The following is a 22,984-nucleotide window of genomic DNA, read 5'->3' as shown; positions in this document are numbered from 1 at the left end:
CAGTTTCCGGATCGTCTTGGACTCGGCCAGCGGCCGACGAACCCCGGAGAGGCCCTTGGTCTACCGCCACATCATCGACGCCACGGCCTACACGTTCCCGAACCTGCGCGATCTCCTGGCCAAGGCGACCCCGCCGCGCTCCGGCGACCGGCTGGCCGGGATCGCCGCCGACACCGCCGAGCAGATGATCGCGGCGCGGATGGCGCTGGCCGACGTCCCGCTCGCCCGATTCCTGCAGGAGGCGGTCATCCCCTATGAGGCCGACGAGGTCACCCGCCTCGTCATCGACAGCCACGACGCGACGGCCTTCGCGCCGGTGGCGTCCCTGACGGTTGGGGCCTTCCGCGACTGGCTGCTGTCGGATGCCGCAACGCCCGAGGTCCTGCGCAGGCTGGCGGGCGGCATCACGCCGGAGATGGCGGCGGCGGTGTCGAAGCTGATGCGCAACCAGGATCTGATCCTGGCGGCGCGGAAATGCGAGGTCACCACCGCCTTCCGCAACACCATCGGCCTGAAGGGTCGGATGAGCACGCGGCTGCAGCCCAATCATCCGTTCGACGATGCCAGGGCATCACCGCCTCGATCCTCGACGGCATCCTGCTCGGCGCGGGCGATGCCTGCATCGGCATCAATCCCGCGAGCGACGATCCGGCCGTGATCGCGCAATTGCTGCGGCTGCTCGACGAGATCATCACGCGGCTGACGATTCCGACGCAAGGTTGCGTGCTGACCCACGTCACCACGACGCTGTCGCTGATCGGGCAGGGCGCGCCGGTCGATCTCGTCTTCCAGTCGGTCGCCGGCACCGAGGCCGCCAACCGCAGTTTCGGCATCGACCTTGCGCTGCTGAAGGAGGCGCAGCAGGCCGGGCTGTCGCTGCGGCGCGGCACCGTCGGGCAGAACGTGATGTATTTCGAGACCGGCCAGGGCTCGGCACTGTCGGCGGGGGCCCATCACGGCGTCGACCAGCAGACCTGCGAGGCGCGCGCCTATGCGGTTGCCCGCGCCTTCGCCCCGCTCCTGGTCAACAGCGTGGTCGGCTTCATCGGCCCGGAATATCTCTATGACGGCAAGGAAATCATCCGCGCCGGGCTGGAGGATCATTTCTGCGGCAAGCTGCTCGGCCTGCCGCTCGGGATCGATATCTGCTACACCAACCACGCCGAGGCGGACCAGGACGACATGGACAACCTGCTGACGCTGCTCGCGGCTGCCGGCGTCACCTTCATCATGGGCGTCCCCGGCGCCGACGACGTCATGCTGAACTATCAGTCGACGTCTTTTCACGACGCGCTCTATGTCCGTGACGTCTTCGGTCTGCGCCGCGCGCCGGAATTCGACGATTGGCTGGCGCGGTCGGGCATCACCGGCGCCGATTTCCGGGTTGCCGGCGATGCGGGCCTGCTGCCCGATTTTGCCTCGCGCTTGATCGCCTGAGGCGCGCGCAAAGCACCAAACTCGCTTCCTCAGGAAACTATCGGCGCCTCCAGGAATTATGCTTATGCCACAATATTGAGAAATTCCGGCTGCAGCATTACGCTATGTGTCTGGCTGGCAATTTCCGCAACCAGAGCGTGGCGGGGGAGCTTAGATGCGAGCTGAAAGTAACGGAACGTCCCGGCGGATCCTCTGTGTATTTCCGCGCTACACCTCCTCGTTCGGTACGTTCGAGCATTCCTATCCCCTGACCGATGGTGTCCGAGCCTTCATGCCTCCGCAGGGGCTGTTGCTGATCTCGGCCTATCTGCCGCAGGATTGGCAGGTCAAATTCGTCGACGAGAATCTCCGCCGCACGACCAGGGAAGAGTTCGAATGGGCCGAGGCGGTTTTCGTCAGCGGCATGCACATCCAGCGCCAGCAGATGAACGACATCTGCCGCCGCGCGCATGAATTCGACCTGCCGGTCGCACTCGGCGGCCCCTCCGTCAGCGCCTGTCCCGACTATTACCCGTCATTCGACTATCTCCATGTCGGCGAGCTCGGCGATGCCACCAACCAGCTGATCGAGATCCTGTCGCGCGACACCTCTCGCCCCGAGAGCCAGGTGGTGCTGACCACCAAGGATCGCGTGCCGATGACGGAGTTTCCGATCCCGGCCTACGAGCTTGCCGACGTGAAGAAATACTTCCTCGGCAGCATCCAGTACTCCAGCGGCTGTCCCTATCAGTGCGAGTTCTGCGACATCCCCGGCCTCTACGGCCGCAATCCGCGCATCAAGTCGCCGCAGCAGATCATCGCCGAGCTCGACCGTCTGCGCGAATGCGGCATGACCGACACGGTCTATTTCGTCGACGACAATTTCATCGGCAACCGCAAGGCGGCGCTGGATCTGTTGCCGCATCTGATCGAATGGCAGAAGCGGACCGGCTACGTGGTGCGGCTCGCCTGCGAGGCGACGCTCAACATCGCCAAGCGGCCCGAGATCCTCGAGAAGATGCGCGAGGCCTACTTCGTCACCATCTTCTGCGGCATCGAGACCCCCGATCCCGACGCGCTGAAGGCGATGCAGAAGGACCACAACATGATGGTCCCGATCCTGGAGGGCGTGCGCACCATCAACTCCTACGGCATGGAGGTGGTCTCGGGCATCATCATGGGGCTCGACACCGACAAGCCGAATACGTCGGAGGCACTGCTCGCCTTCGTCGAGGAATCGCGCATTCCGCTGCTCACCATCAACCTGCTGCAGGCGCTGCCGAAGACGCCGCTGTGGGACCGGCTCGAGCGCGAGGGACGCCTGATCCACGACGACGGCCGCGATTCCAACGTCGACTTCCTGCTGCCTTATGACGAGGTCGTCGCTTCCTGGAAGCAGGCCATGGCGGTTGCCTACGCGCCGGAGAAGGTCTACGCCCGCTACCAGCATCAGTGCGATCATGTTTACACGAACCGTCTCAAGGTGCCGGTGTCGGACGAGATGAAGACCTGGCCCAACATCCGTCGCGGCCTCGTCATGCTGCGCAACATCTTCTGGAAGGTCGGCGTGCTCGGCGACTACAAGCGCGTGTTCTGGAAGTTCGCGCTCGGGCGCATCAGGCGCGGCGACATCGAGGGCCTGATCGGCTGCACGCTGATCGCGCACCATCTCATCACGTTTGCGCGCGCGGCCTCCAGCGGCAAGCAGAACGCCTCGAACTACTCGATCCGGCTGCGTGAGGCCGCCGTTCCGGCCGAATGAGCGACCCGTCGGTTCCGGCCCGCCCAACCATCGACCTTAGGTCATTCACGCCCGCGCGCGTCGCGCTGGGCCGCACCGGTGCAAGCGTGCCGACCAGGGCGCTGCTCGATTTCACGCTCGACCATGCCCGCGCCCGCGATGCCGTGCATGCCGCCTTCGATGCGCCGCGCCTGCTCGCCGATCTCCGTGGTCTCGGCCTCGACGTCACCGAGGCGAGGAGCCAGGCGGTCGATCGCGGGGATTATCTGCGGCGGCCGGATCTGGGGCGACGGCTCGAGCCCGGCTCGGTCGAGGTTTTGTCGCGCTCAGCTTCCGCGCCATGCCAGCTCGCGCTGGTGATCGGCGACGGACTGTCCGCGGCGGCGGTCCACGCCCATGCGGTGGCCCTGGTGAAGCGCCTGTTGCCGTTGCTTGTGGATGGCGATGCTGTCGCCGCCGGCCCGGTGGTCGTCGCCTCAGGCGCGCGCGTTGCGCTCGGCGACGAGATCGGCGCCATTCTCGGCGCGCGCATGGTCGTGATGCTGATCGGCGAACGGCCCGGCCTGTCGGCGCCGGACAGTCTCGGCGCCTATCTGACCTTCGCGCCGAAGCCCGGCCGCACCGATGCCGAGCGCAATTGCGTGTCGAACATCCACCACGCCGGGCTCAGCTATGACGAGGCCGCCTTCAAGATCGCCTGGCTGGTCCGAGAGGGGCTGGCCCGGCAGGTCAGCGGCGTGGCGCTGAAGGACGAGAGCGCGGACCGCGCGCCGCGTCGAATTGGCACATTCGCCCCGGGATGACGGGGGACAAGGGCCCGAAATCGCCGCATCTTGATCGATTCGCCCACACTTCGCTGGCTTGCGAGGGGGGTAATTGACCTGCTAAACCCCTCGCGGCGATTTTCCGCGCATTTTCAAAGGGCAAGCCTCCCATTGGTATGGCGTTTTCAAGCCGCTCGCGGAGCGCAATAAGCTCTCAAGACCGATGATTTAGGAACTGGACAAGGCATGCTCGAAAAGCACAGCGAGAATGAGGTTCATGTCGACAAGGTCGAGCAGGGACCTACGTCCTCGATCGCCTTCGGGCTGGAGCGGCTCGGGCTGATCGCCGTCCGGGCGCCGATCGTCTCCTGCATCGTCCTGGTCGCGCTGATCATCGGCGCCGTGTTCGGCATCCACCGGATCAAGATCGACGATTCGCTGTCGCAGCTGTTTCGCTCCGATACCCGCGAATTCAAGCAGTATGAAGAGGTGACCAAGAAGTTCCCGGCCGAGGAATTCGACGTCCTGGTCGTGGTCGAGGGCAAGAACCTGCTGGCGCGCGACAATTTGGAGAAGCTGCGCGACTTCGTCACCGACTTGCAGCTGGTCGACGGCACGCGCGGGCTGGTCTCGCTGTTCTCGGCGCGGCAGGCACCGGCACCGGGCAAGCTGCCGGCGGCTCTGTTCCCGGCCGAGTTGCCCGAAGGCGCCGACTACGACAAGTTCATCGAGACGGTCAAGAACAACGAGATCATCCGCGGCAAGCTGTTGTCGGAAGACGGGACGCTGGCGCTCGTCGTGCTGTCGCTCGATCCGGAGGTCGTCGCCTCCAACAAGCTGACCAAGACCGTGGCCGACATCCGCGCGCTGATGAAGGAGAGTCTCGGCGACACCGGGCTCAACGTGCAGCTCTCCGGCGTGCCGGTGATGCAGCCTCGAGATCCGCAATGCCGTCGAGCGCGACGGGCTGACCTACAACATCCTCGGCATTCTCGCCGGCTGCATCATCGCCATCATCTTCTTCCGCAAGGTCTCGTTCATGATCGCGGCGGCGTTCCCGCCGATGATCGCGATCCTGCTGGCGCTCGGCGCGCTCGGCTGGGCCAATTTCAATCTCAACATGTTCCTGAACGTGATGACGCCGCTCATCATGGTGATCAGCTTCTCGGACTCGATGCAGCTCACCTTTGCCGCGCGTGACCGGCTGATCGCGGGCCAGGACAAGTTCACCGCGTTCAAGAACGCGGTGCTGGTGGTCGGCCCGGCCTGCGTGCTGACGCACGGCACGGCCGGCATCTCCTTCATCGCGCTGCAATTCTCCGACTCCGATCTGATCCGCAAGTTCGGCGAGGCGGGTCTTGCCGCCACCATCATCGCGCTGGTCGCGGTGCTGTCGCTGGTGCCGGTGTTCGGCGTGCTGTTCGTGCGCAACGAGAAGGTGTTTGCGGTCAAGTTCCAGGGCGCGGACGCCGGCGTCCAGGCGCTGCGCAATTTCTGCTACTGGATCGCCGTGCGCATGGTCGGCCGGCCCGGCCTGTTCAGCCTGATCGCCGTGCTGTTCGTCGGCGGCCTCGGCGTCATCTACGCCAATCTGGAGCCGCGCTACCGGCTCGCCGACCAGGTGCCGGACAAGCGCCAGGCGGTCGCCGCCAGCGACCGGCTGGACGCCAAGCTCACCGGCGCCAATCCGGTCAACGTGCTGATCGTGTTTCCGAAGGGGCAGTCGCTCTATTCGCCGGAAACGCTCCAGACCATCGCCGAGGTGCACGCGACGGTCGAGAAATCCGCCGGGGTCGGCAATGTGTGGTCGCTGGAGACGCTTCGCCGCTGGCTGGCGGAGAAGGCCGGCAACGCCGACGTCGCGACGCTGAAGGAATATGTCAGCGTCATCCCCGAGCATCTGGTGCGTCGCTTCATCGATGCCGAGCAGGACGCCATCGTCGTCGCTGGCCGCGTGCCGGACAAGGATTCCAGCCAGTTGCTGCCGATCGTCGACAAGCTCGACAGCGAGCTCAACACCGTCCGCAACAAGCATCCCGGTTACGAAATCGCGGTGACGGGCCTGGCTGCGATTGCGGCCCGCAACTCGGCGAGCATGATCGAGAAGCTGAACCACGGCCTCACGATCGAGTTTGCGCTGGTCGCGATCTTCATCGGCCTCGCGTTCCGCTCCTGGGTGGTGACGCTCGCCTGTATCCTGCCCGGCATCTTCCCCGTGGTGATGTCGGGCACGGTGCTGTGGGCGATGGGCGAGGGCCTGCAATTCGCCAGCGTCGTCGCGCTCACGGTCTCGTTCGGGCTCGGCCTCAGCGCCACCATCCACTTCCTCAACCGCCTGCGCCTGGAGAACAGGCCAGGCGTCGGCTCTGCGCTCGCGGTGGAGCGGGCGACCGTGCTGGTCGGACCGGCGCTGATCCTGACCACGGTGGTGCTGGCCTGCGGCCTCGTCGTCACCGTGTTCTCCGACCTGCCGTCGCTGCGGCTGTTCGGCTGGCTCAGCGCCTTCTCGATGGTGATGGCCCTTGTCGCCGACCTCTTCATCCTCCGGCCGACGGCGATGTGGCTGATCAATCTGCACGCCCGGCTGCAGGGGGCCGACAAGCCCGCGATCTGAGCGGCCGGCGCCTTCACGACGGCGCCCGCGACGCGGCCAAGCCGCTCTCGCCCGTGCGTGACTGCCGATCTTTTTTCGGCGGTTGACGAACCTTTGCGCTGCCAGCCTGTTCAACCCCATGGTGTGGCCGGCTCCTGCCGACATCGTCAATTCAACGAACACGCGCGAGCGTGGCAGGCTGAATGGCTCGGCGATGGCTGCTCTGAGGAGGGTGCATGTGCCTTGAGCCGGATCCGGCTTCATCGGGCCTGGCTTCAATGCCCGGGTGCGACGCGGCGGCGCCGGATTGGATGAAAGTCGTGCTCGTGACCGTGACGGTGGGCGTGTTCGCCGTCGCCACCGGGCTGTCGTCGCCGCTGCTCGCGCTTGTGCTCAAGAGCGAGCAATTCAACGGCGTTCTGATCGGCGCGAATGCCGCGATGATGCCGATGGGGCTTCTGACCTCCGCGCTTTGCGTGCCGCGCCTTGCCCAGCGCACGGGCGCCTACAAGGCTGCCGTCGGGCTCGCGCTGACCGCAGCCGCCGCGCTTGCCCTGATGATGATGTTTCGCGCGCTTTGGATTTGGTTTCCGGCGCGGTTCGTGCTCGGGCTCGCCATCGGCGGCTTCTACATCGTCAACAAGGCGTGGTTGAACGAGATTGCCGTGTCGGTCTATCGCGGCCGCATCATGGGACTTTATGCGGCCATCCTGGCTGCCGGCTTCTCGCTCGGCCCCTTCGCCCTTGCGCTCACGGGCTCCTCGGGGTGGCCGCCATTCGCGGTCGGGATTGTGGCCCTGCTGATCGCATCGCTGATCACGGCCATCTTTGCGCACCGGCTGCCCAGCTTCTCGGTCAAGGAGCACATGTCGACCATGAGCTTCGTTCCGCGCGCGCCCGTGCTGCTCGCCGCGGTCGGGGCATTCGGCCTGTTCGATCATGCCACACTGAGCTTTCTTCCGGCGTTCGGGATGAGGAACGGCTATTCCGAGCAGGCCATGGCGCTCGGCCTCGCGGTGCTCAATGGCGGCAACGTGTTCTTGCAGGTTCCGGTCGGCTGGCTCGCGGATCGGTTTCCGCGACGGCGCGTGCTCTTCGGGCTTGCAGCCGCGACCGCGGCCGGCGCCGTCTTGCTCACCATTGCCGTGCAGCAGGGACAGCTCGTGCTGTTTGCGTTGTTGTTTGTCTGGGGCGCATGCGCCTACGGCGTCACCACGGTCGCGCTTGCCGAGCTCGGCGATCGTTTCGTCGGTTCGACTTTGCTGGCGGGCAGCGCGGCCTTCACGCTCAGCAGCGGCATCGGCGGCATGCTGGGCGGCCCGCTCGCCGGCGCTGCTGTCGACACCGCCGGCGACAGCGGCTTGATCCTGGTCCTGGCGGGCGCCTACGGACTGCTCGGACTGCTGGTCGCAATGGTGCCGCTCACGCGTCGATCCGCACGACTCCATACGGATTGAACTTGAAGTCGCCCTCGGCGTAGCGATGTCAGCAAAAAGCCCCCGGGTCGCGAGAGCCGGGGGCCGTATCCGTTCGCAGGAGGACGGGATCAGCTCTTCGTCATGGTGATGTTGACGCCGCGGATTTCGCCCTTGGAGGAGATCTGCACGGTTTGCTTGGTGCCGTTGGTGCGCAGGGAGAGGTTGGCGGCAAAGCCGTTGGCCTCGACGAACACTTCGATCTGGCCGCCGCCGGCGGTACCCTGGAGGTTGCCGAAGATGTTGCGGCTGGACTCGCTCCAATTGCCCGAGATGCGCTCGCCCTGGCTGGTCACGTCGCTGGTGAGGTCGAACTTGTAGCTGTCGGAGGCGCAGTGCAGAGCCTGCTTCAGGTTGAGGCCGCTGCCGGCGACCTTGTAATCGGCCTTGCAGCGAATGCGCTCGGTGGAGCCGTCGGACAGCGACACCGTGCCGGTGCCGCTCCATGCGCCGTCGAAACCGGCAAACGGACCGGACGACTGAGCGTGGCCTGCCGAAACCGAGAAGAGCAGCGCCGCCCCGATGCCGGCCGCCTTGATTGCCAGTCCAGATCGCCCAAAGAATGTCATCTCGAATATCCCGTTTTAGAATGACGCCCGCTTGCGCGTGATAACGTCTCGCCACATCGAAAGTTTAGTGCTCCGAGCCAGTGGCAGGTTCAAAGCCAGGCCGCCAGAGATGGCCATTCACGACGCCCCGCGCCAGGCCGGGCGCTGCCGATTTGCGCTGTTTCCGCATGTTTCCCACGGCAAAGGGCGGGATGGAGAGATGCAGCTCTGCAACAGGTCGGCGGCAAAACACGGCATCCTTGAATTATGACGTAGTATCAATCCCTTACATCTGCCAATGAAGGTCGAGGGAAGACCTGATTTGGTGGGCGCGGCGCCAATTTGGCCGCATTTGCCAGTGCTTGTGCCTTCTCTGAAAGCCGCTATGTCCGCGGCGATTTGCCATCAGAACAAGCCGTTCCCGTCGTCCGCCCTGTGCAGTCCGGGTCCGGTGCGATTCTGCCGCCAGAATGAAGGAATACAATGCGTAAGCTTCTCGTCGCTCTCACCCTGCTGTCGGCATCTGTTTCGACGGCGGCGTTCGCCCAGCAGGGGCGTGGCACGGACGCCGAGCAGAAGGCCTGCACGCGCGACGTGCAGAAATTCTGCCGTCCGGTCATCGACCAGGGCGATTTCACCATCCTGGCCTGCCTCAAGGAGAACCGCTCCAAGATCTCGCAGGCCTGCGACCAGGTCCTGAAGAACCACAACCAGTAAGCTCGGCCACTGGCCCACAAAAGGCGGCCCGGCGGCCGCCTTTTCGGGCCCTTTTCGCAAAGGGCAGCCATCGCGAGACAGGATTGGTTTTGCGGCCGTATTCCCCTATATGGGGGCCGCGGCGGATCGCCGGCACGAGCCCGCGAGCGAACAAGCCCTTTCTATCCAGACGATTGTAAGCCAGCCCTCGATGACCTCTGCGAGCGAATTGCGATCCGGCAAGGGAGACCGCGACGAGAATTTTCCCGTCGCGTCCTGGATCATTCATCCGCGTCATCGCGCCCTGATCCTGGCCTATTACAATTTCGTCCGCACCGCCGACGACATCGCCGACCACGCGACGCTCGCGCCGGACCAGAAGCTCGCCTATCTCGACCTGCTCGAGGCCGAGCTGCTCGGCAAGGGCGACACCCAGATCGAGGCCGTCAGCTTGCGGCGGGCGCTTGCCGAGCGCGGCATGGCGCCGCGCCATGCGCTCGACGTGCTGACCGCGTTCCGCATGGACGTGACCAAGCTGCGTTACGAGACCTGGGACGAGGTCATCCACTATTGCCGCTATTCGGCGATGCCGGTCGGCCGCTTCATGCTCGACGTCCACGGCGAGAGCACCTCGACCTGGGCCGCATCGGATGCGCTCTGCGCGGGCCTGCAGATCAACAACCACCTGCAGGATTGCGGCAAGGATTTCCGCGAGCTCAACCGCGTCTATCTGCCGCGCGATGCGCTGGCAGCCCACGGCGCCTCGGTCGAGCAGCTCGGGCTGTCACAGTCGCCGCCGGCGATGCTGGCCTGCCTGCACGGGCTTGCCGCGCGCAACGAAGCGCTGCTCGACGAGGGCAGGTCGCTGGCTGCCGAGATCCGGGATTTTCGCCTCGGCGTCGACGTCGCGGTGATCCAGGCCTATGCCGACCGCATCGTGCGCCTCTTGAAGGTGCGCGATCCCCTGCGCGAGCGGGTGCATCTGAACAAGTTCGAGCTGCTCGTCTTCAGCCTTGCCGGGATGCTCGGTGAGGCCGGCCGCCGCGCGATGGGACGCAAGGCCATATCCAGACCGGGGACCGCACATGACGCTTGAGGCGACCTCGCCCGGCGCCGATTATGGCTCGACCGCATCCGGCAGCTCCTTCTACGCCGCGATGCGCATCCTGCCGCGTGACCAGCGCGAGGCGATGTTCCAGATCTACAGCTTCTGCCGCCAGGTCGACGACATCGCCGATTCCGACGGCCCGCGCGAGGAGCGGCTCGCCGCGCTGCAAGAGTGGCGCAACGACATCGACGCGCTCTATCAGGGCAATCCGCCGCCGCGGCTGAAGGATTACGTCGCTTCGGTGAAGACCTTCGGCCTCAAGCGCGAGGATTTCCTGGCGATCGTCGACGGCATGGAGATGGACGTGCCGCAGGACATCCGCGCGCCCGACATGGCGACGCTGGATCTGTATTGCGATCGCGTCGCCAGCGCGGTGGGACGGCTGTCGGTGCGGGTCTTTGGCCTGCCCGAGGAAGACGGCATCCAGCTCGCCTATCATCTGGGCCGCGCGCTTCAGCTCACCAACATCCTGCGCGACATCGACGAGGACGCCGGCCTCGGCCGGCTCTATCTGCCGCGCGAGGCGTTGCTGCATGCCGGCATCACCTCTGATGATCCGAACCGCGTGATCGCCGAGCGCGCGCTGCCGAAGGCCTGCCTGCCGTTGACGCAGCGTGCGAAGGCGCATTTCGAGAAGTCGGACGAGATCATGAACCGCAACAAGCGCCGCGTCGTGCGCGCGCCGCGGATCATGTCGAAATACTATCATTCCATTCTGGATCTGCTGATTGCGCGCGGTTTCAACGCGCCGCGCCAGCCGGTGCGCGTGTCGAAGGTCACACGCATCGCGATCCTGCTCCGTTACGCTTTCATCTGATGCAAAAGACAGCCCACATCATCGGTGCCGGGATTTCCGGCCTCTCCGCCGCCGTGCGGCTCGCCAATGCCGGCTTCAAGGTCGCCGTGCACGAGGCCACGCACCAGGCCGGCGGCCGGTGCCGCTCCTATTTCGACGGCGCCACCAACCTCACCATCGACAACGGCAATCATCTGCTGCTGTCGGGCAACAGCCATGCGCGCGCCTATGCGCGCGCGATCGGCACCGAGGCCGGCCTCGTCGGCCCCGAAAGCGCGCAGTTTCCCTTCGTCGACATCAAGACCGGGCAGCGCTGGCAGATCGATCTCGGCAGCGGCCGGCTGCCGACCTGGGTGCTCGACGAGAGCCGCCGCGTGCCCGACACCGGCCTTGCTGATTACCTGAAGCTGGCGCCGCTGATCTGGGCGTCGGAACAGACATTGGTCGGCAAGTCGATTCCTTGCGAAGGCGTGCTCTACCAGCGCCTGGTGCAGCCGCTGCTGCTCGCGGCCCTCAACGTCGATCCGCCCGAGGGCTCGGCGGGGCTTGCCGGCGCCATCGTGCGCGAGACGCTGCTGGCCGGCGGGCAGGCCTGCCGTCCGCTGATCGCGCGCGACGGTCTCAGCGCCGTGCTGATCGAGCCCGCGCTGAAGTTCTTGGCTGAACGCGGCCACATTGTTCAGCTCGGCCATGAGCTGCGCTCGTTTGCGACCAGCGACGGCAAGGCCAGTGCGCTGCATTTCGGCGGCGAGGATGTGATCCAGCTCGGCGAGGGCGATGTCGTGGTGATGGCAGTGCCGCCGCGCGCCGCCGCCAGCCTGCTGCCGGGCCTGAAGACGCCGACCGAGTTCCGCGCCATCGTCAATGCGCATTTCCGCATCACGCCGCCGCCAGGTTCGGCGCCGATCCTCGGCGTGATCGGGGGCGTCGTGGAATGGCTGTTCGCGTTCCCGAACCGGTTGTCCGTCACCATCAGCAATGGCGACCGTCTGGTCGACATGCCGCGCGAGGAGCTCGCGCAGGCGGTCTGGAACGACGTCTGCAAGGCCGGCGGCGTGTCCGGCGAGCTGCCACCGTGGCAGATCGTGCGCGAGCGCCGCGCCACATTTGCGGCGACGCCGGCGCAGAACGCCCTGCGCCCGGGGCCGGTCACCGCGCTGAAAAACCTGTTCCTTGCCGGGGATTGGACTGCTACGGGATTGCCTGCAACCATCGAGGGATCGGTCCGGTCCGGAGATCGCGCCGCCGATCTGGTTCTGGCCGCCAAAGCATCCTGAAAGGCGGCCCCCGACGGGCAAACGGCCCGGCCAATTTCGATCCACTATCGGAGCAATCGAGCGAGATGGATTCCGTGAACGCGACCAGCCGCGAAGCCCTGAAGCCGGGGACCTTGCAACCGGGCATCCTGGAATCGAGCATTGCATCGGCGACGCAGGGCGTCCTCGATTTCCAGCAGGCGGACGGCCATTGGGTGTTCGAGCTCGAGGCCGACTGCACGATTCCGGCCGAATACGTCCTGTTGCGCCACTATCTCGCCGAGCCGGTCGACGCCGTGCTCGAAGCCAAGATCGCCAATTATCTTCGTCGCATCCAGGGCGCGCATGGCGGCTGGCCGCTGGTGCATGAGGGCGAGTTCGACATGAGCGCCAGCGTGAAGGCCTACTTCGCGCTGAAGATGATCGGCGATTCCGTCGACGCCCCGCACATGGTGCGTGCGCGCGAGGCGATCCACGCGCGCGGCGGCGCGATTCACAGCAACGTCTTCACCCGCTTCCTGCTGGCGATGTACGGCGTGGTGACCTGGCGCGCGGTGCCGGTGCTGCCGATCGAGATCGTGCTGCTGCCGTTCTGGTCGCCGTTCCACCTCAACAAGATCTCCTATTGGGCGCGCACCACCATGGTGCCCTTGATGGTGCTCGCAGCGCTGAAGCCGCGCGCGAAGAATCCGCTTGGCATCGGCATCGACGAGCTGTTCCTGCAGGATCCGCGCTCTATCGGCATGACCGCCAAGGCGCCGCATCAGAGCATGGCCTGGTTCCTGCTCTTTCGTTCGCTCGACGCGATCCTGCGCGTGATCGAGCCGCTGTTTCCCAAGAGCCTGCGCAAGCGTGCCATCGACGCCGCACTCGCCTTCACCGAGGAGCGCCTCAACGGCGAGGACGGCATGGGCGCGATCTATCCGCCCATGGCCAACATCGTCATGATGTATGACGCGCTTGGCAAGAATGAGAATTATCCGCCGCGCGCGGTCACGCGGCGGGGCATCGACAAGCTGCTCGTCATCAAGGACGACGAAGCCTACTGCCAGCCCTGCGTCTCCCCGGTCTGGGACACGACGCTCACCGCGCATGCGCTGCTGGAGGCCGGCGGCGACAAGGCGGTGCCGGCCGCCAAGCAGGGCCTCGACTGGCTGATCCCGAGGCAGGAGCTCGAGCTGAAGGGCGACTGGGCGGTGAAGCGGCCCGACGTGCGTCCGGGCGGCTGGGCCTTCCAGTACAACAATGCGCATTACCCAGATCTCGACGACACCGCCGTGGTGGTGATGTCGATGGACCGCATGCGCAGGGAGCACGGCGCCACCGGCTACGACGCCGCGATCGCCCGGGGCCGGGAGTGGATCGAGGGCATGCAGAGCGACGACGGCGGCTGGGCCGCCTTCGACGTCAACAATCTCGAATATTACCTCAACAACATCCCGTTCTCCGACCATGGCGCGCTGCTCGATCCGCCGACCGAGGACGTCACGGCGCGCTGCATCTCGATGCTGGCCCAGCTTGGCGAGACCGCGGCGACCAGCAAGCACGTGGCCGACGGGGTCGCCTATTTGCGCAAGACCCAGCACCCCGAGGGGTCCTGGTACGGCCGCTGGGGCATGAACTTCATCTATGGAACCTGGTCGGTGCTCTGTGCCCTCAACATGGCCGGTGTCGACCACAAGGACCCCATGATTCGCAAAGCCGCCGCCTGGCTCGCCTCGATCCAGAACAAGGATGGCGGCTGGGGCGAGGACGCCGTCAGCTACCGGCTGGATTACAGGGGCTGGGAGGCCGCGCCCTCGACCGCCTCGCAAACGGCATGGGCCTTGCTTGCCCTCATGGCGGCAGGCGAGGTTGATCACCCGGCCGTCGCCCGCGGGGTGGAGTACCTGATTGCAACACAAAACAAAAAAGGACTGTGGGACGAGCAGCGGTACACCGCCACAGGCTTCCCCCGCGTGTTCTATCTGCGGTATCATGGTTACCCAAAGTTCTTTCCGCTGTGGGCGTTGGCGCGGTATCGGAACTTGCGGAACACCAACAGCAGGGTGGTAGGGGTCGGAATGTGACTTTGGGGACGGGGGACTATTTTACCGTGGGTCAGGCCATCGACCCGCGGCCGATACTGATCGTGACCGGATTGGTGCAGGAGGCCCGCATCGCGGCCGGGCCGGGAATGGCCGTCATCTGTTCATCCAGCAGCCCGACGCAATTGCGGGCGCTTCTGACCGTGGTGGACCCCGAAACGATTCGCGGCGTGATCTCGTTCGGCGTCGCCGGCGGGCTCGACCCGAGCCTGCGCTCCGGCGACGTCGTGCTGGCGACCGAGGTGCTCTCGGGCGACACCCGCTGGGCCGCGGGGCTCGCGCTTGGCGACGACCTGATCGAGCGCCTGACCTCGGGACGCCGCCGCGTGGTGCGCGGCAGCCTCGCCGGCGCCGAGGAAGTGGTGACCAAGCGCGCCTGCAAGGCGGCGCTGCATTCGGAGACGGGCGCCGCCGCGGTCGACATGGAAAGCCACATCGCCGCCGCCTACGCCGCCGAAGCCGGGCTGCCCTTTGCCGCGGTTCGCGTCATCAGCGATCCCGCCCACCGCGCGCTGCCGGCGCTCGCCCGTGCCGCCATCAAGCCGAACGGCCAGATCGACCTCGCCGCCGTGCTGCGCGGCATCGCGCGCAATCCGACAACGCTGCACGCGCTGGTCTCGACCGGCATCGACTTCAACCGCGCCTTGCGCTCACTGCGCGGCTGCCGCGATTATCTGATCGGGACGGAGCTGATCGAGAGCGAAGCGCTGGTGTCGAAAGCGGCGTGAAGCGGCGGTTCTCGATCTGACAAACAAAAGGCCCGGTCGTGCGACCGGGCCTTTTCTTTTGATGTGCTTCGCCCGGATCGAGGTCATGAGTTCGAAGTTGCGGTATAGGCGGGGATTATAATGACAGAAGATCAAGCTTACTCAGCAATGTTTATCTTCCTTGAAGAAGCTTGGAAGAGAACACGTTCTGATGGGCTAGCCATGATTCTTGGAGATATGTCGCTCCTTGAAGATGACACCCCAGCTGATCCAGCAATTGTTCTAGATTGGAAATCTGCCGTATCGCGAGCCTTGGGCGGCGAAAGTGCTGGACGCCTGACGCTGTCATAGAATCTGGGCGTTAGGGAATTACGGCTGTCACCGTAATTGCGCGCGCGGTGTTCAGCCAAAGGGGCGGCTACTCGCTCGTTCCTCGGTTGTGAAGTCAGGGCTGAAGCCCTGCGCGGCGGCTCGAAGCGATGCCCAAGTTCCGGCGGCGCTCCGCTGGGATGTAGAATGACGGCGTCACCCTCGCGAGAAACCTCGACCTCATCGATCGAGAAATGAAATTGCGTCGGCAATCGGATGAATTGGGAGATGCCCGATTTGAACACCTTAGCGAGGTGGGCCGGGGCAGCCTCCTGTAAATGCTGATAGAAACATCACCTTCAGGTCGAAGCACGCGAGATCGTTGGTGCGGCTTCCTGCTCCTTCCGCGCGGTCGTAGGCGGACGCAACGAGGCGATCGCTGTCTTCTGACCGAGCCGCGCTTCTACTGTGCATGGGGTTGCTTTGCCAATCTTTGCGGGGAATCCATTGGGGCGCAGGATCTGCCGCGCGATAGATTCCGGGTTCGCGCTGCGCCGCCCCGGAATGACGGCGAGGGGGCGGCAAGCGGCTTGTCAAAATGAGCCGTCGGGCAAAACACCATGAAACCCGTCAACCCCTTCCCGCGAAAATATTCCACTTTCCCGAATTTCGGATTCGTGGCATAGAGCGGTCATCCCGGCCCTGCCAGAGGGGCGCTTCGCGATCGTCACGAGATGCGGGCCGGGGTGCGGTGGACGCGGTAGCGCCGGCGCGAGAGGCGGTGACAGGGACGGGCGACCGTTGAGTCATGCGCGGTGCGCTACGACACGGCGCGGTCACAGCGGTCTTGTTGACGGTCGGGGGCGCGCACATCGGGCCCCGGATGCTGAGGCAGGGGCGTCCGCGGACGGAGAAGTCGTGTGGTCCCGACGCCCGGGGTTCTGGCGTCAAATCTCGCCGTGATGTGGCGCCAACCGCACGCGCATCGATCAGCGGCGTGGCGACGGGGGCAATAGTGCAACGCTCCCCGAGGAGAGCACGAAGGACACCGTTAAAACCATCCGCGCAGGGAAGGCCGGGCGACCGGCACACCTGTGATCCACCCCGTGTGCATTTTTCGTTGTGCACGGATCTGCGGGTGCCGCCGGCGCCCGGCCTTCCCTGCGCCTTCTGGTCTTTCGAGGGCGGCGACACGAGCAAGCCTCGGGCAAAAGGTGCCGCGAGAATGCGGAGGTGCGTCTGCAACAAAGAGCGCCGATGGAAAGAGCAAGCCGGTGCCGCATACTCCGTCATTGCGAGCACAGCGAAGCAATCCAGAATCTTCCGCAGAGGTAGTCTGGATTGCTTCGTCGCAAGGGCTCCTCGCAATGACGGCGTGGAGAGAGCGCCCAACACACTCCTCTCGTGCCCCGGACGCAGCGCAGCGCCCCCCGCGATGCGAAGCATCGTCGGCCCCGACTCTGCGCAGCAGCGCAAAGAGCGCTGCAGCGCGTCCGGGACACGGGCCGCTTAGATGGCGCTCGGTGGCGAGGCAAACAAAAGGCCCGGTCGCGATCGCGGCCGGGCCCTTGTCGTGAGAGTTGAGTGCGTCCGCGCTTACGCCGCTGTCGAAGCCTTCTGCGCGGCCTTTGCTTGCGCGGCCTCGGCCTCGTCCTTGCGGATCTCGGACAGCTTCTTCTGGACCTGCTCCGAGAAGATGTACTGCGCCGGGCGCTGCTTCGACATGTCGATCTCCGGCGCCATCGGGCCGGAGGTCTTGATGCCGCGCAGCGACACCCACATCGCCTTCAGCGGATTATTGAGGGCGGCGGTCGCCGCCGTCGGCTCGTAGCCGCAATGCGCCATGCAGTCGGCGCACTTTTCGTAACGGCCGGTGCCGTAGCTGTCCCAGTCGGTGGTCTCCATCAGCTCCTTGAAGGTCTTGGCGTAGCCTTCACCGAGCAGATAGCAGGGCTTCTGCCAGCCGAAGATGTTGCGCGCGGGCATGCCCCAGGGCGTGCACTCGTACTCCTGGTTGCCGGCGAGGAAGTCGAGGAACAGGCCGGAATGCATGAAGTTCCACTTCTTGCCCTTGCCCATGGCGAAGACGTCGCGGAACAGCTTCTTGGTCTTGGTGCGGTTGAGGAAGTGCTCCTGGTCCGGGGCGCGCTCATAGGCATAGCCCGGCGACATCGAGACGCCGACGCCGAGCTCGACGGTGAGGTCCAGGAACTTGGCGATCTCCTCGGCCGGATGGCCGTCGAAGATGGTGGCGTTGACGTTGACGGTGAAGCCGCGCGCCTTGGCTGCCTTGATCGCGGAGACGGCGCGGTCGAACACGCCCTTCTGCGACACCGCCTTGTCGTGGTGGTCGCGCAGGCCGTCGAGATGCACGGAGAAGAACAGGTAAGGGGAGGGCTCGAACAGATCGAGCTTCTTCTCGAGCAGCAGCGCATTGGTGCAGAGCGAGACGAACTTCTTGCGGGCAACGAGGCCGCGCACGATCTCGCCGATCTCCTTGTGGATGAGCGGCTCGCCGCCGGGAATCGCGACCATCGGCGCGCCGCACTCGTCGGCGGCGTCCCAGCACTCCTGCGCGGTCATGCGGCGGTTGAGGATCGCATCCGGATAATCGATCTTGCCGCAACCGACGCAGGCGAGGTTGCAGCGAAACAGCGGCTCCAGCATCAGCACGAGCGGGTAGCGCTTGCGGCCAAGCAGTTTCTGCTTGAGCAAATAGCCGCCGATACGCATTTCCTTGAAGAACGGGATAGCCATTACAAGTTTCTTTCTGGGCTTTTGAATTCGGGTGGGTCAGCTCGCGGCCAGTTGGGCCGGAAGCCGGAATTCGATGTTTTCCTCGCGGCCCGGCAACACCTGGACCTTCACCGGTCCAATCCGCCGCATCGCTTCGATGACGTCATCCACGAGTACCTCGGGCGCCGAAGCGCCGGCCGTGATGCCCACGGTCCTCGCATTCTTCAGCCACTCCGGATCGAGCTCGCTGCCGTCGGCAATCAGATAACTCGCGACGCCGGCCTCGGTGCCGATTTCGCGAAGCCGGTTCGAGTTCGAGCTGTTGGCGGCGCCCACCACCAAGATCACGTCGACCAGCTTGCTCAAGTCCCTTACCGCAGATTGGCGGTTCTGTGTCGCATAGCAGATATCCCGGATATCCGGACCTTGAATATCTGTAAAGCGGGCCTGAAGGGCCGCAATGATGTCCTTGGTGTCGTCGACCGACAGGGTGGTCTGGGTGATGTAGGCCACTGGCGTATCCGCCGGCAGCGTCAGGGCCTTAACCTCTTGAACGCTTTGAACAAGCAGCACGGGGGCGGGAACCTGGCCCATCGTGCCCTCGACCTCGGGGTGCCCGGCATGGCCGATCAGGATCAGCGTGCGGCCCTTTGTGATGTAGCGCTTCCCCTGATTGTGAACTTTCGTGACCAGGGGGCAGGTGGCGTTGAGCACCGGGAGGTCGCGCGCGGCGGCCTCTTCCTCGACGCTGCGGGCGACGCCGTGGGCGCTGAAGACCGTGACCGACTTCGGCGGGACCTCGGACAGCTCCTCGACGAAGATTGCCCCTTGTTCTTCAGGCTCTCGACGACGTGTTTGTTGTGCACGATCTCGTGGCGCACGTAGACGGGCGGGCCGTACTTCTCCAGCGCCCGTTCCACGATCTCGATCGCACGCACCACGCCCGCGCAGAAGCCTCGCGGCTGCGCCAGATAAACTTCCATGGGTTGCCCATCACGCAAGTTGCACCAATCCGCTTCAAAGTCCCCGGCGGCATGCCGATACTGACCAATGAGTTGCAATATCCGCACCATTGGTTCGCACACGCGGTAGCCGCCCACCCCCATCGGGGCTCCGGCGCATGGAGGCGCAAGTCTTGTGTCAAAAAATCGGCAACAAGGAAAGGTCAAATGAAACCTTCAGCCCCCGCCCGGGTCCCGATAGAGGTATTATAATACGTAGGCCTCCCCAAGTGCCACGCGCGTCGCGAGTGCCCAGTCTTTCGTCACTTTCCCGCCTCAACTCCCCGGCTATACCGGCTGCCCCCGCATGATTTTGCCCGGTCTCCCGCCGTTTACTTCGAACCTCGTTGCGGCGAGAACCACCCAAAACAGCAATAGGTTTCGCCTGGGAACTCCGATAAACAGCGGGCGTTTCCGGCAAGCTGTTAACCGCAGAAAGAAAAGAAGTGCTGCAAAGCGTCGTCGTTGCCATCGTCAGGACCTGCACCCGGTTTGCCTCCCTCGTCGTCATTGTCGGGCTCCTGCTGTCGGTGGGCGCGGGCTATTACGCGTCCCGGCACTTCGCCATCAACACCGACATCAATTCGCTGATTTCTCAAAACCTCGACTGGCGCAAACGTGACCAGCAATTCGACAAGGCGTTCGATCAGAATGAGCTGATCCTGGCTGTGGTCGAAGCCCGAACGCCCGAGATGGCGCGCGCAGCGTCAGACGCGCTCTATGCCAGGCTGAAGGGCGACAAGACCAACTTCCAGTCGATGCAGCAGCTCGGCGGCGGCGAGTTCTTCGAGAAGAATGGCCTGTTGTTCCTGCCGACCGAAGAGGTCGGCAAGATCACCGGCCAGTTCGAGGCCGCCGCGCCCCTGATCGAGATCATGGCCGGCGATCCCTCGATCCGCGGCCTGACCGGCGCGCTGGAGACCGGACTTGCGGGCGTCAAGCGCGGCCAGGTCAAGCTCGACAATACCGAGCGGCCCTTCAACCTGATCGCGCAGACGGTCGAGACCGTGCTCAACAAGGGCAATGCCAGCTTCTCCTGGCGCGAGCTCGTCAGCGACGAGCCGCTGAAGGATAGCGACAAGCGCGCCTTCATCGAGTTCAAGCCGATCCTCGACTACAACGCATTGGAGCCCGGCAAGGATGCCACCGATGCGATCCGCAAGGCCGCTGCGGATCTGGATTTTCCGGCCAAGTATCAGGCGCGGGTGCGGCTGACCGGCCCGGTCCCGATCGCCAACGAGGAATACGCCACCGTCCAGGAGGGTGCCGTCATCAACGGCGTCGGCACGGTTCTCGTCGTGCTGGTCATCCTCTGGCTCGCGCTGCATTCGTCGAAGATCATCTTCGCCGTGTTCGTCAATCTGTTCGTCGGCCTTGCGCTCACGACCGCGGCCGGCCTGATGATGGTCGGATCGTTCAATCTGCTGTCGATCGCGTTCGCGGTGCTGTTCGTCGGCCTCGGCGTCGATTTCGGCATCCAGTACAGCGTCCGCTACCGCTCGGAGCGTTACAAGCACAATGATCTTACCGGCGCGCTGGTGCTGGCGGCCAAGCGCTCGGCGGTGCCGCTGTCGCTCGCGGCGATGGCGACCGCCGCCGGCTTCCTCTGCTTCATGCCGACCGACTACAAGGGCATCGCGGAGCTCGGCCAGATCGCCGGCGTCGGCATGCTGGTGGCGTTCATCTCGTCGATCACGGTTCTGCCGGCCATGCTGAAGCTGCTGAACCCGCCGGGCGAGAAAGAGCCGGTCGGCTACGCCTTCCTGGCGCCGCTCGACCACTTCCTGGAGAAGCACCGCGTGCTGATCGTCGGCGGCACATTGCTGCTGGCGCTCGGCGGCCTGCCGCTGCTCTACTTCATGAAGTTCGACTTCAACCCGATGAACCTGCGCAATCCGAAGGCCGAATCGATCGCGACCTTCCTCGATCTGCGCAAGGACCCCAACACCGGCGCCAATGCCATCAACGTGATGACGACGTCGGAGGAGCAGGCACGGCAGGTCGAGGCGAAGCTGGAAAAGGTGCCCGAGGTGCTGCGGGTGATGTCGCTCGACAGTTTCGTGCCGCAGGACCAGCCGCCGAAGCTGAAGCTGCTCGCGCAGGGCGCCAAGGTGCTGAACCCCGCGCTCAACCCCGATCAGATCGATGCGGCGCCGTCGGACCAGGAGAACGTCGAGGCGCTGAAATCCTCCGTCGACAATCTGCGCCGGACCGCGGGCGACGCCAAGGGACCGGGGGCGGTCGCCTCGCGCCGTCTAGCGGACGCGCTCGAGAAGCTCGCCAATGGCGACGAGGCCACGCGCAACAAGGCACAGGACGTGTTCGTCACGCCGATGAAGATCGTGTTCGACCAGCTCAAGAACGCGATGCAGGCCGAGCCCGTCACCCTGAAATCGCTACCGCCCGACCTCGTCAGTGCCTGGAAAAGCAAGGACGGCGTCATCCGCGTCGAGGCGCTGCCCAAGGGCGATCCCAACGACAACGACACGCTGCGCAAATTTGCGGCGGCGGTGCTCGTTGCCGAGCCGACCGCGATCGGCGGGCCGGTCTCGATCCTGAAATCCGGCGACACCGTGGTGCGGGCGTTCATCCATGCCGGCATCTATGCGCTGCTGGTGATCGGCCTCTTGCTGTGGATCACGCTGCGCCGCTTCGTCGACGTGCTGATGACGCTGGTGCCGCTCCTGGTTGCTGGCGCGGTGACGCTCGAGATCTGCGTGTTGATCGGCCTGCCGCTCAACTTCGCCAACATCGTCGCGTTTCCGCTGCTGCTCGGCGTCGGCGTCGCCTTCAAGATCTATTATGTCGTGGCGTGGCGCTCGGGCAGGACCAACCTGCTCCAGACCAGCCTGACGCGCGCGATCTTCTTCAGCGCGCTGACGACGGCGACCGCGTTCGGCAGCCTGTGGCTGTCGAGCCATCCCGGCACGTCCAGCATGGGCAAGCTGCTGGCCCTGTCGCTGGTGACGACGCTCGCGGCCGTGCTGCTGTTCCAGCCGGCCCTAATGGGCAAACCCCGCAATCTCAGGGAGTAGGCAGATGTCGCCGACCGGATCGGTGGCGCTCTTCTGACCGGGTTTGGCTGCGCCGGCGGGCTTCGGGGCCGCAGGCGCAGGTGCGGCGGCAACCGTCGTACCTGCGGCTTTCGGCGCCGCGCCGGTGGCCTTCGGCGCGCCCTTGGCCATGGCATTGGCGGTGCTCAAGGGGATCGGCGGGCCAACCCGGGTCCAGGTCTCGCCTCCGCACAGGAAGCCCATCACGCAGCCCTTGATTTCGAGCTGGTCGGTCCCCGTCGGCGTGATGGTCGCGCTGTAGATCTGGCCGTCCTGGGCGTTGTAGACCTGTCCCTCCCACTGGTCGGCGCCGGCCTTCTTCTTCATGTCGATCAGCGTCACCATGCCCAGCGTCGGCCTGTTCTTTTTCGAGACATCCGGATTGTTCTCGTCGCGCCCGCCGGGCTTCTTTTCCCAGGCCACGGCGCCCCACATGCTGCCATTGCATTGGGCGACACGAATGTTGGCGACGCCGTCGGCGACCCGCCAGTCGCCGGTGGGATCGGCGGCGAGCGCGGGTGTCAGGCAGGTGTAACCGCCAGCCAGTATTAGTCCGGTGTAAAGGGCTAAACGCATGATGGTTCCTTGGCAGTGCAACATGATCTAAAAGCTGTGCTTGCGAAGATGGTCCGAAAAAGGGCAAAAGGCCGCACAGACCGTTTTCAGCAGCGGTCCGTTTTCAGTTGACGAGACGGCCT

At 65.0% G+C, this 22,984-nt stretch carries 14 protein-coding genes and 3 pseudogenes; 13 read left to right on the top strand and 4 right to left on the bottom strand.

Translation table 11 applies throughout. From position 1 onward, the window contains the following. Positions 1 to 55 precede the first annotated feature (55 nt). The 5 genes and pseudogenes from ACETMP_RS12800 (at position 56) to ACETMP_RS12780 (ending at position 7,971) form a co-directional block, all read left to right on the top strand. A pseudogene (locus tag ACETMP_RS12800) lies at positions 56 to 1,437 on the top strand (ethanolamine ammonia-lyase subunit EutB). Between the two features lie 154 nt (positions 1,438 to 1,591). After that, positions 1,592 to 3,178 carry a B12-binding domain-containing radical SAM protein gene (locus ACETMP_RS12795; RefSeq protein WP_375161202.1) on the top strand — a complete coding sequence of 529 codons (1,587 nt, stop codon included), beginning with the start codon at positions 1,592 to 1,594 and terminating at the stop codon, positions 3,176 to 3,178. Continuing rightward, positions 3,175 to 3,960, top strand: a complete 786-nt coding sequence (eutC, locus tag ACETMP_RS12790; RefSeq protein WP_375161201.1) for an ethanolamine ammonia-lyase subunit EutC — start codon at positions 3,175 to 3,177, stop codon at positions 3,958 to 3,960. The genes ACETMP_RS12795 and eutC overlap by 4 nt, the downstream gene beginning before the upstream one ends. Positions 3,961 to 4,167: 207 nt before the next feature. After that, a pseudogene (locus ACETMP_RS12785) lies at positions 4,168 to 6,535 on the top strand (RND family transporter). Positions 6,536 to 6,825: 290 nt separating this feature from the next. Continuing rightward, a complete protein-coding gene (locus tag ACETMP_RS12780) occupies positions 6,826 to 7,971 on the top strand; it encodes an MFS transporter (protein ID WP_375161200.1) in 1,146 nt (381 codons plus the stop codon). A gap of 89 nt (positions 7,972 to 8,060) precedes the next feature. Here the strand turns inward: ACETMP_RS12780 and ACETMP_RS12775 are convergent, their stop codons facing one another. Next, the gene (locus ACETMP_RS12775) at positions 8,061 to 8,558 is read right to left on the bottom strand and encodes a hypothetical protein (RefSeq protein ID WP_028135322.1); all 498 of its coding nucleotides are present in this window, start codon (positions 8,556 to 8,558) and stop codon (positions 8,061 to 8,063) included. 462 nt (positions 8,559 to 9,020) lie between these two features. On the opposite strand from ACETMP_RS12775, the gene ACETMP_RS12770 reads away from it, so the two are divergent. The 7 genes from ACETMP_RS12770 (at position 9,021) to ACETMP_RS12740 (ending at position 15,538) form a co-directional block, all read left to right on the top strand. Continuing rightward, positions 9,021 to 9,254: a hypothetical protein gene (locus ACETMP_RS12770; RefSeq protein ID WP_126256339.1), complete on the top strand. Its 234-nt coding sequence runs from the start codon at positions 9,021 to 9,023 to the stop codon at positions 9,252 to 9,254. Between the two features lie 190 nt (positions 9,255 to 9,444). After that, positions 9,445 to 10,329, top strand: a complete 885-nt coding sequence (hpnC, locus tag ACETMP_RS12765; protein WP_375161199.1) for a squalene synthase HpnC — start codon at positions 9,445 to 9,447, stop codon at positions 10,327 to 10,329. Further along, the gene (hpnD, locus tag ACETMP_RS12760) at positions 10,319 to 11,158 is read left to right on the top strand and encodes a presqualene diphosphate synthase HpnD (RefSeq protein WP_375161198.1); all 840 of its coding nucleotides are present in this window, start codon (positions 10,319 to 10,321) and stop codon (positions 11,156 to 11,158) included. The genes hpnC and hpnD overlap by 11 nt, the downstream gene beginning before the upstream one ends. Continuing rightward, a complete protein-coding gene (hpnE, locus tag ACETMP_RS12755; protein ID WP_375161197.1) occupies positions 11,158 to 12,414 on the top strand; it encodes a hydroxysqualene dehydroxylase HpnE in 1,257 nt (418 codons plus the stop codon). Before hpnD ends, hpnE begins: the two co-directional genes overlap by 1 nt. A gap of 65 nt (positions 12,415 to 12,479) precedes the next feature. Next, entirely contained in the window at positions 12,480 to 14,462 is a 1,983-nt protein-coding gene (shc, locus tag ACETMP_RS12750; RefSeq protein WP_375161196.1) for a squalene--hopene cyclase, read from the top strand. Next, positions 14,396 to 15,208, top strand: a complete 813-nt coding sequence (locus ACETMP_RS12745; protein ID WP_375161195.1) for a phosphorylase — start codon at positions 14,396 to 14,398, stop codon at positions 15,206 to 15,208. The genes shc and ACETMP_RS12745 overlap by 67 nt, the downstream gene beginning before the upstream one ends. A gap of 120 nt (positions 15,209 to 15,328) precedes the next feature. Further along, the gene (locus ACETMP_RS12740) at positions 15,329 to 15,538 is read left to right on the top strand and encodes a hypothetical protein (RefSeq protein ID WP_375161194.1); all 210 of its coding nucleotides are present in this window, start codon (positions 15,329 to 15,331) and stop codon (positions 15,536 to 15,538) included. 1,554 nt (positions 15,539 to 17,092) lie between these two features. Here ACETMP_RS12740 and hpnH read toward each other — a convergent pair. Together hpnH and ispH are read right to left on the bottom strand one after the other, a co-directional pair. Then, the gene (hpnH, locus tag ACETMP_RS12735; RefSeq protein WP_028135332.1) at positions 17,093 to 18,253 is read right to left on the bottom strand and encodes an adenosyl-hopene transferase HpnH; all 1,161 of its coding nucleotides are present in this window, start codon (positions 18,251 to 18,253) and stop codon (positions 17,093 to 17,095) included. Between the two features lie 36 nt (positions 18,254 to 18,289). Next, positions 18,290 to 19,215: pseudogene (ispH, locus tag ACETMP_RS12730) on the bottom strand (4-hydroxy-3-methylbut-2-enyl diphosphate reductase). 464 nt (positions 19,216 to 19,679) lie between these two features. On the opposite strand from ispH, the gene ACETMP_RS12725 reads away from it, so the two are divergent. After that, positions 19,680 to 22,268: an MMPL family transporter gene (locus tag ACETMP_RS12725; RefSeq protein WP_375161193.1), complete on the top strand. Its 2,589-nt coding sequence runs from the start codon at positions 19,680 to 19,682 to the stop codon at positions 22,266 to 22,268. Here ACETMP_RS12725 and ACETMP_RS12720 read toward each other — a convergent pair. Then, positions 22,236 to 22,862 carry a DUF2147 domain-containing protein gene (locus ACETMP_RS12720; protein ID WP_375161192.1) on the bottom strand — a complete coding sequence of 209 codons (627 nt, stop codon included), beginning with the start codon at positions 22,860 to 22,862 and terminating at the stop codon, positions 22,236 to 22,238. The genes ACETMP_RS12725 and ACETMP_RS12720 overlap by 33 nt on opposite strands. Between the last annotated feature and the right edge of the window lie 122 nt (positions 22,863 to 22,984).

This window comes from Bradyrhizobium dasycarpum (assembly GCF_042019905.1).
Classification (GTDB): Bacteria; Pseudomonadota; Alphaproteobacteria; order Rhizobiales; family Xanthobacteraceae; genus Bradyrhizobium; species Bradyrhizobium japonicum_B.
This window is presented reverse-complemented; position numbering and strand designations above follow the sequence as displayed.

Excerpts from the sequence above, each read along its gene's own strand:
- ACETMP_RS12795 (WP_375161202.1), top strand. The coding sequence starts at position 1,592 with ATGCGAGCTGAAAGTAACGGAACGTCCCGGCGGATCCTCTGTGTATTT.
- eutC (WP_375161201.1), top strand. The coding sequence starts at position 3,175 with ATGAGCGACCCGTCGGTTCCGGCCCGCCCAACCATCGACCTTAGGTCA.
- ACETMP_RS12780 (WP_375161200.1), top strand. The coding sequence starts at position 6,826 with ATGAAAGTCGTGCTCGTGACCGTGACGGTGGGCGTGTTCGCCGTCGCC.
- ACETMP_RS12775 (WP_028135322.1), bottom strand. The coding sequence starts at position 8,558 with ATGACATTCTTTGGGCGATCTGGACTGGCAATCAAGGCGGCCGGCATC.
- ACETMP_RS12770 (WP_126256339.1), top strand. The coding sequence starts at position 9,021 with ATGCGTAAGCTTCTCGTCGCTCTCACCCTGCTGTCGGCATCTGTTTCG.
- hpnC (WP_375161199.1), top strand. The coding sequence starts at position 9,445 with ATGACCTCTGCGAGCGAATTGCGATCCGGCAAGGGAGACCGCGACGAG.
- hpnD (WP_375161198.1), top strand. The coding sequence starts at position 10,319 with ATGACGCTTGAGGCGACCTCGCCCGGCGCCGATTATGGCTCGACCGCA.
- hpnE (WP_375161197.1), top strand. The coding sequence starts at position 11,158 with ATGCAAAAGACAGCCCACATCATCGGTGCCGGGATTTCCGGCCTCTCC.
- shc (WP_375161196.1), top strand. The coding sequence starts at position 12,480 with ATGGATTCCGTGAACGCGACCAGCCGCGAAGCCCTGAAGCCGGGGACC.
- ACETMP_RS12740 (WP_375161194.1), top strand. The coding sequence starts at position 15,329 with ATGACAGAAGATCAAGCTTACTCAGCAATGTTTATCTTCCTTGAAGAA.
- hpnH (WP_028135332.1), bottom strand. The coding sequence starts at position 18,253 with ATGGCTATCCCGTTCTTCAAGGAAATGCGTATCGGCGGCTATTTGCTC.
- ACETMP_RS12720 (WP_375161192.1), bottom strand. The coding sequence starts at position 22,862 with ATGCGTTTAGCCCTTTACACCGGACTAATACTGGCTGGCGGTTACACC.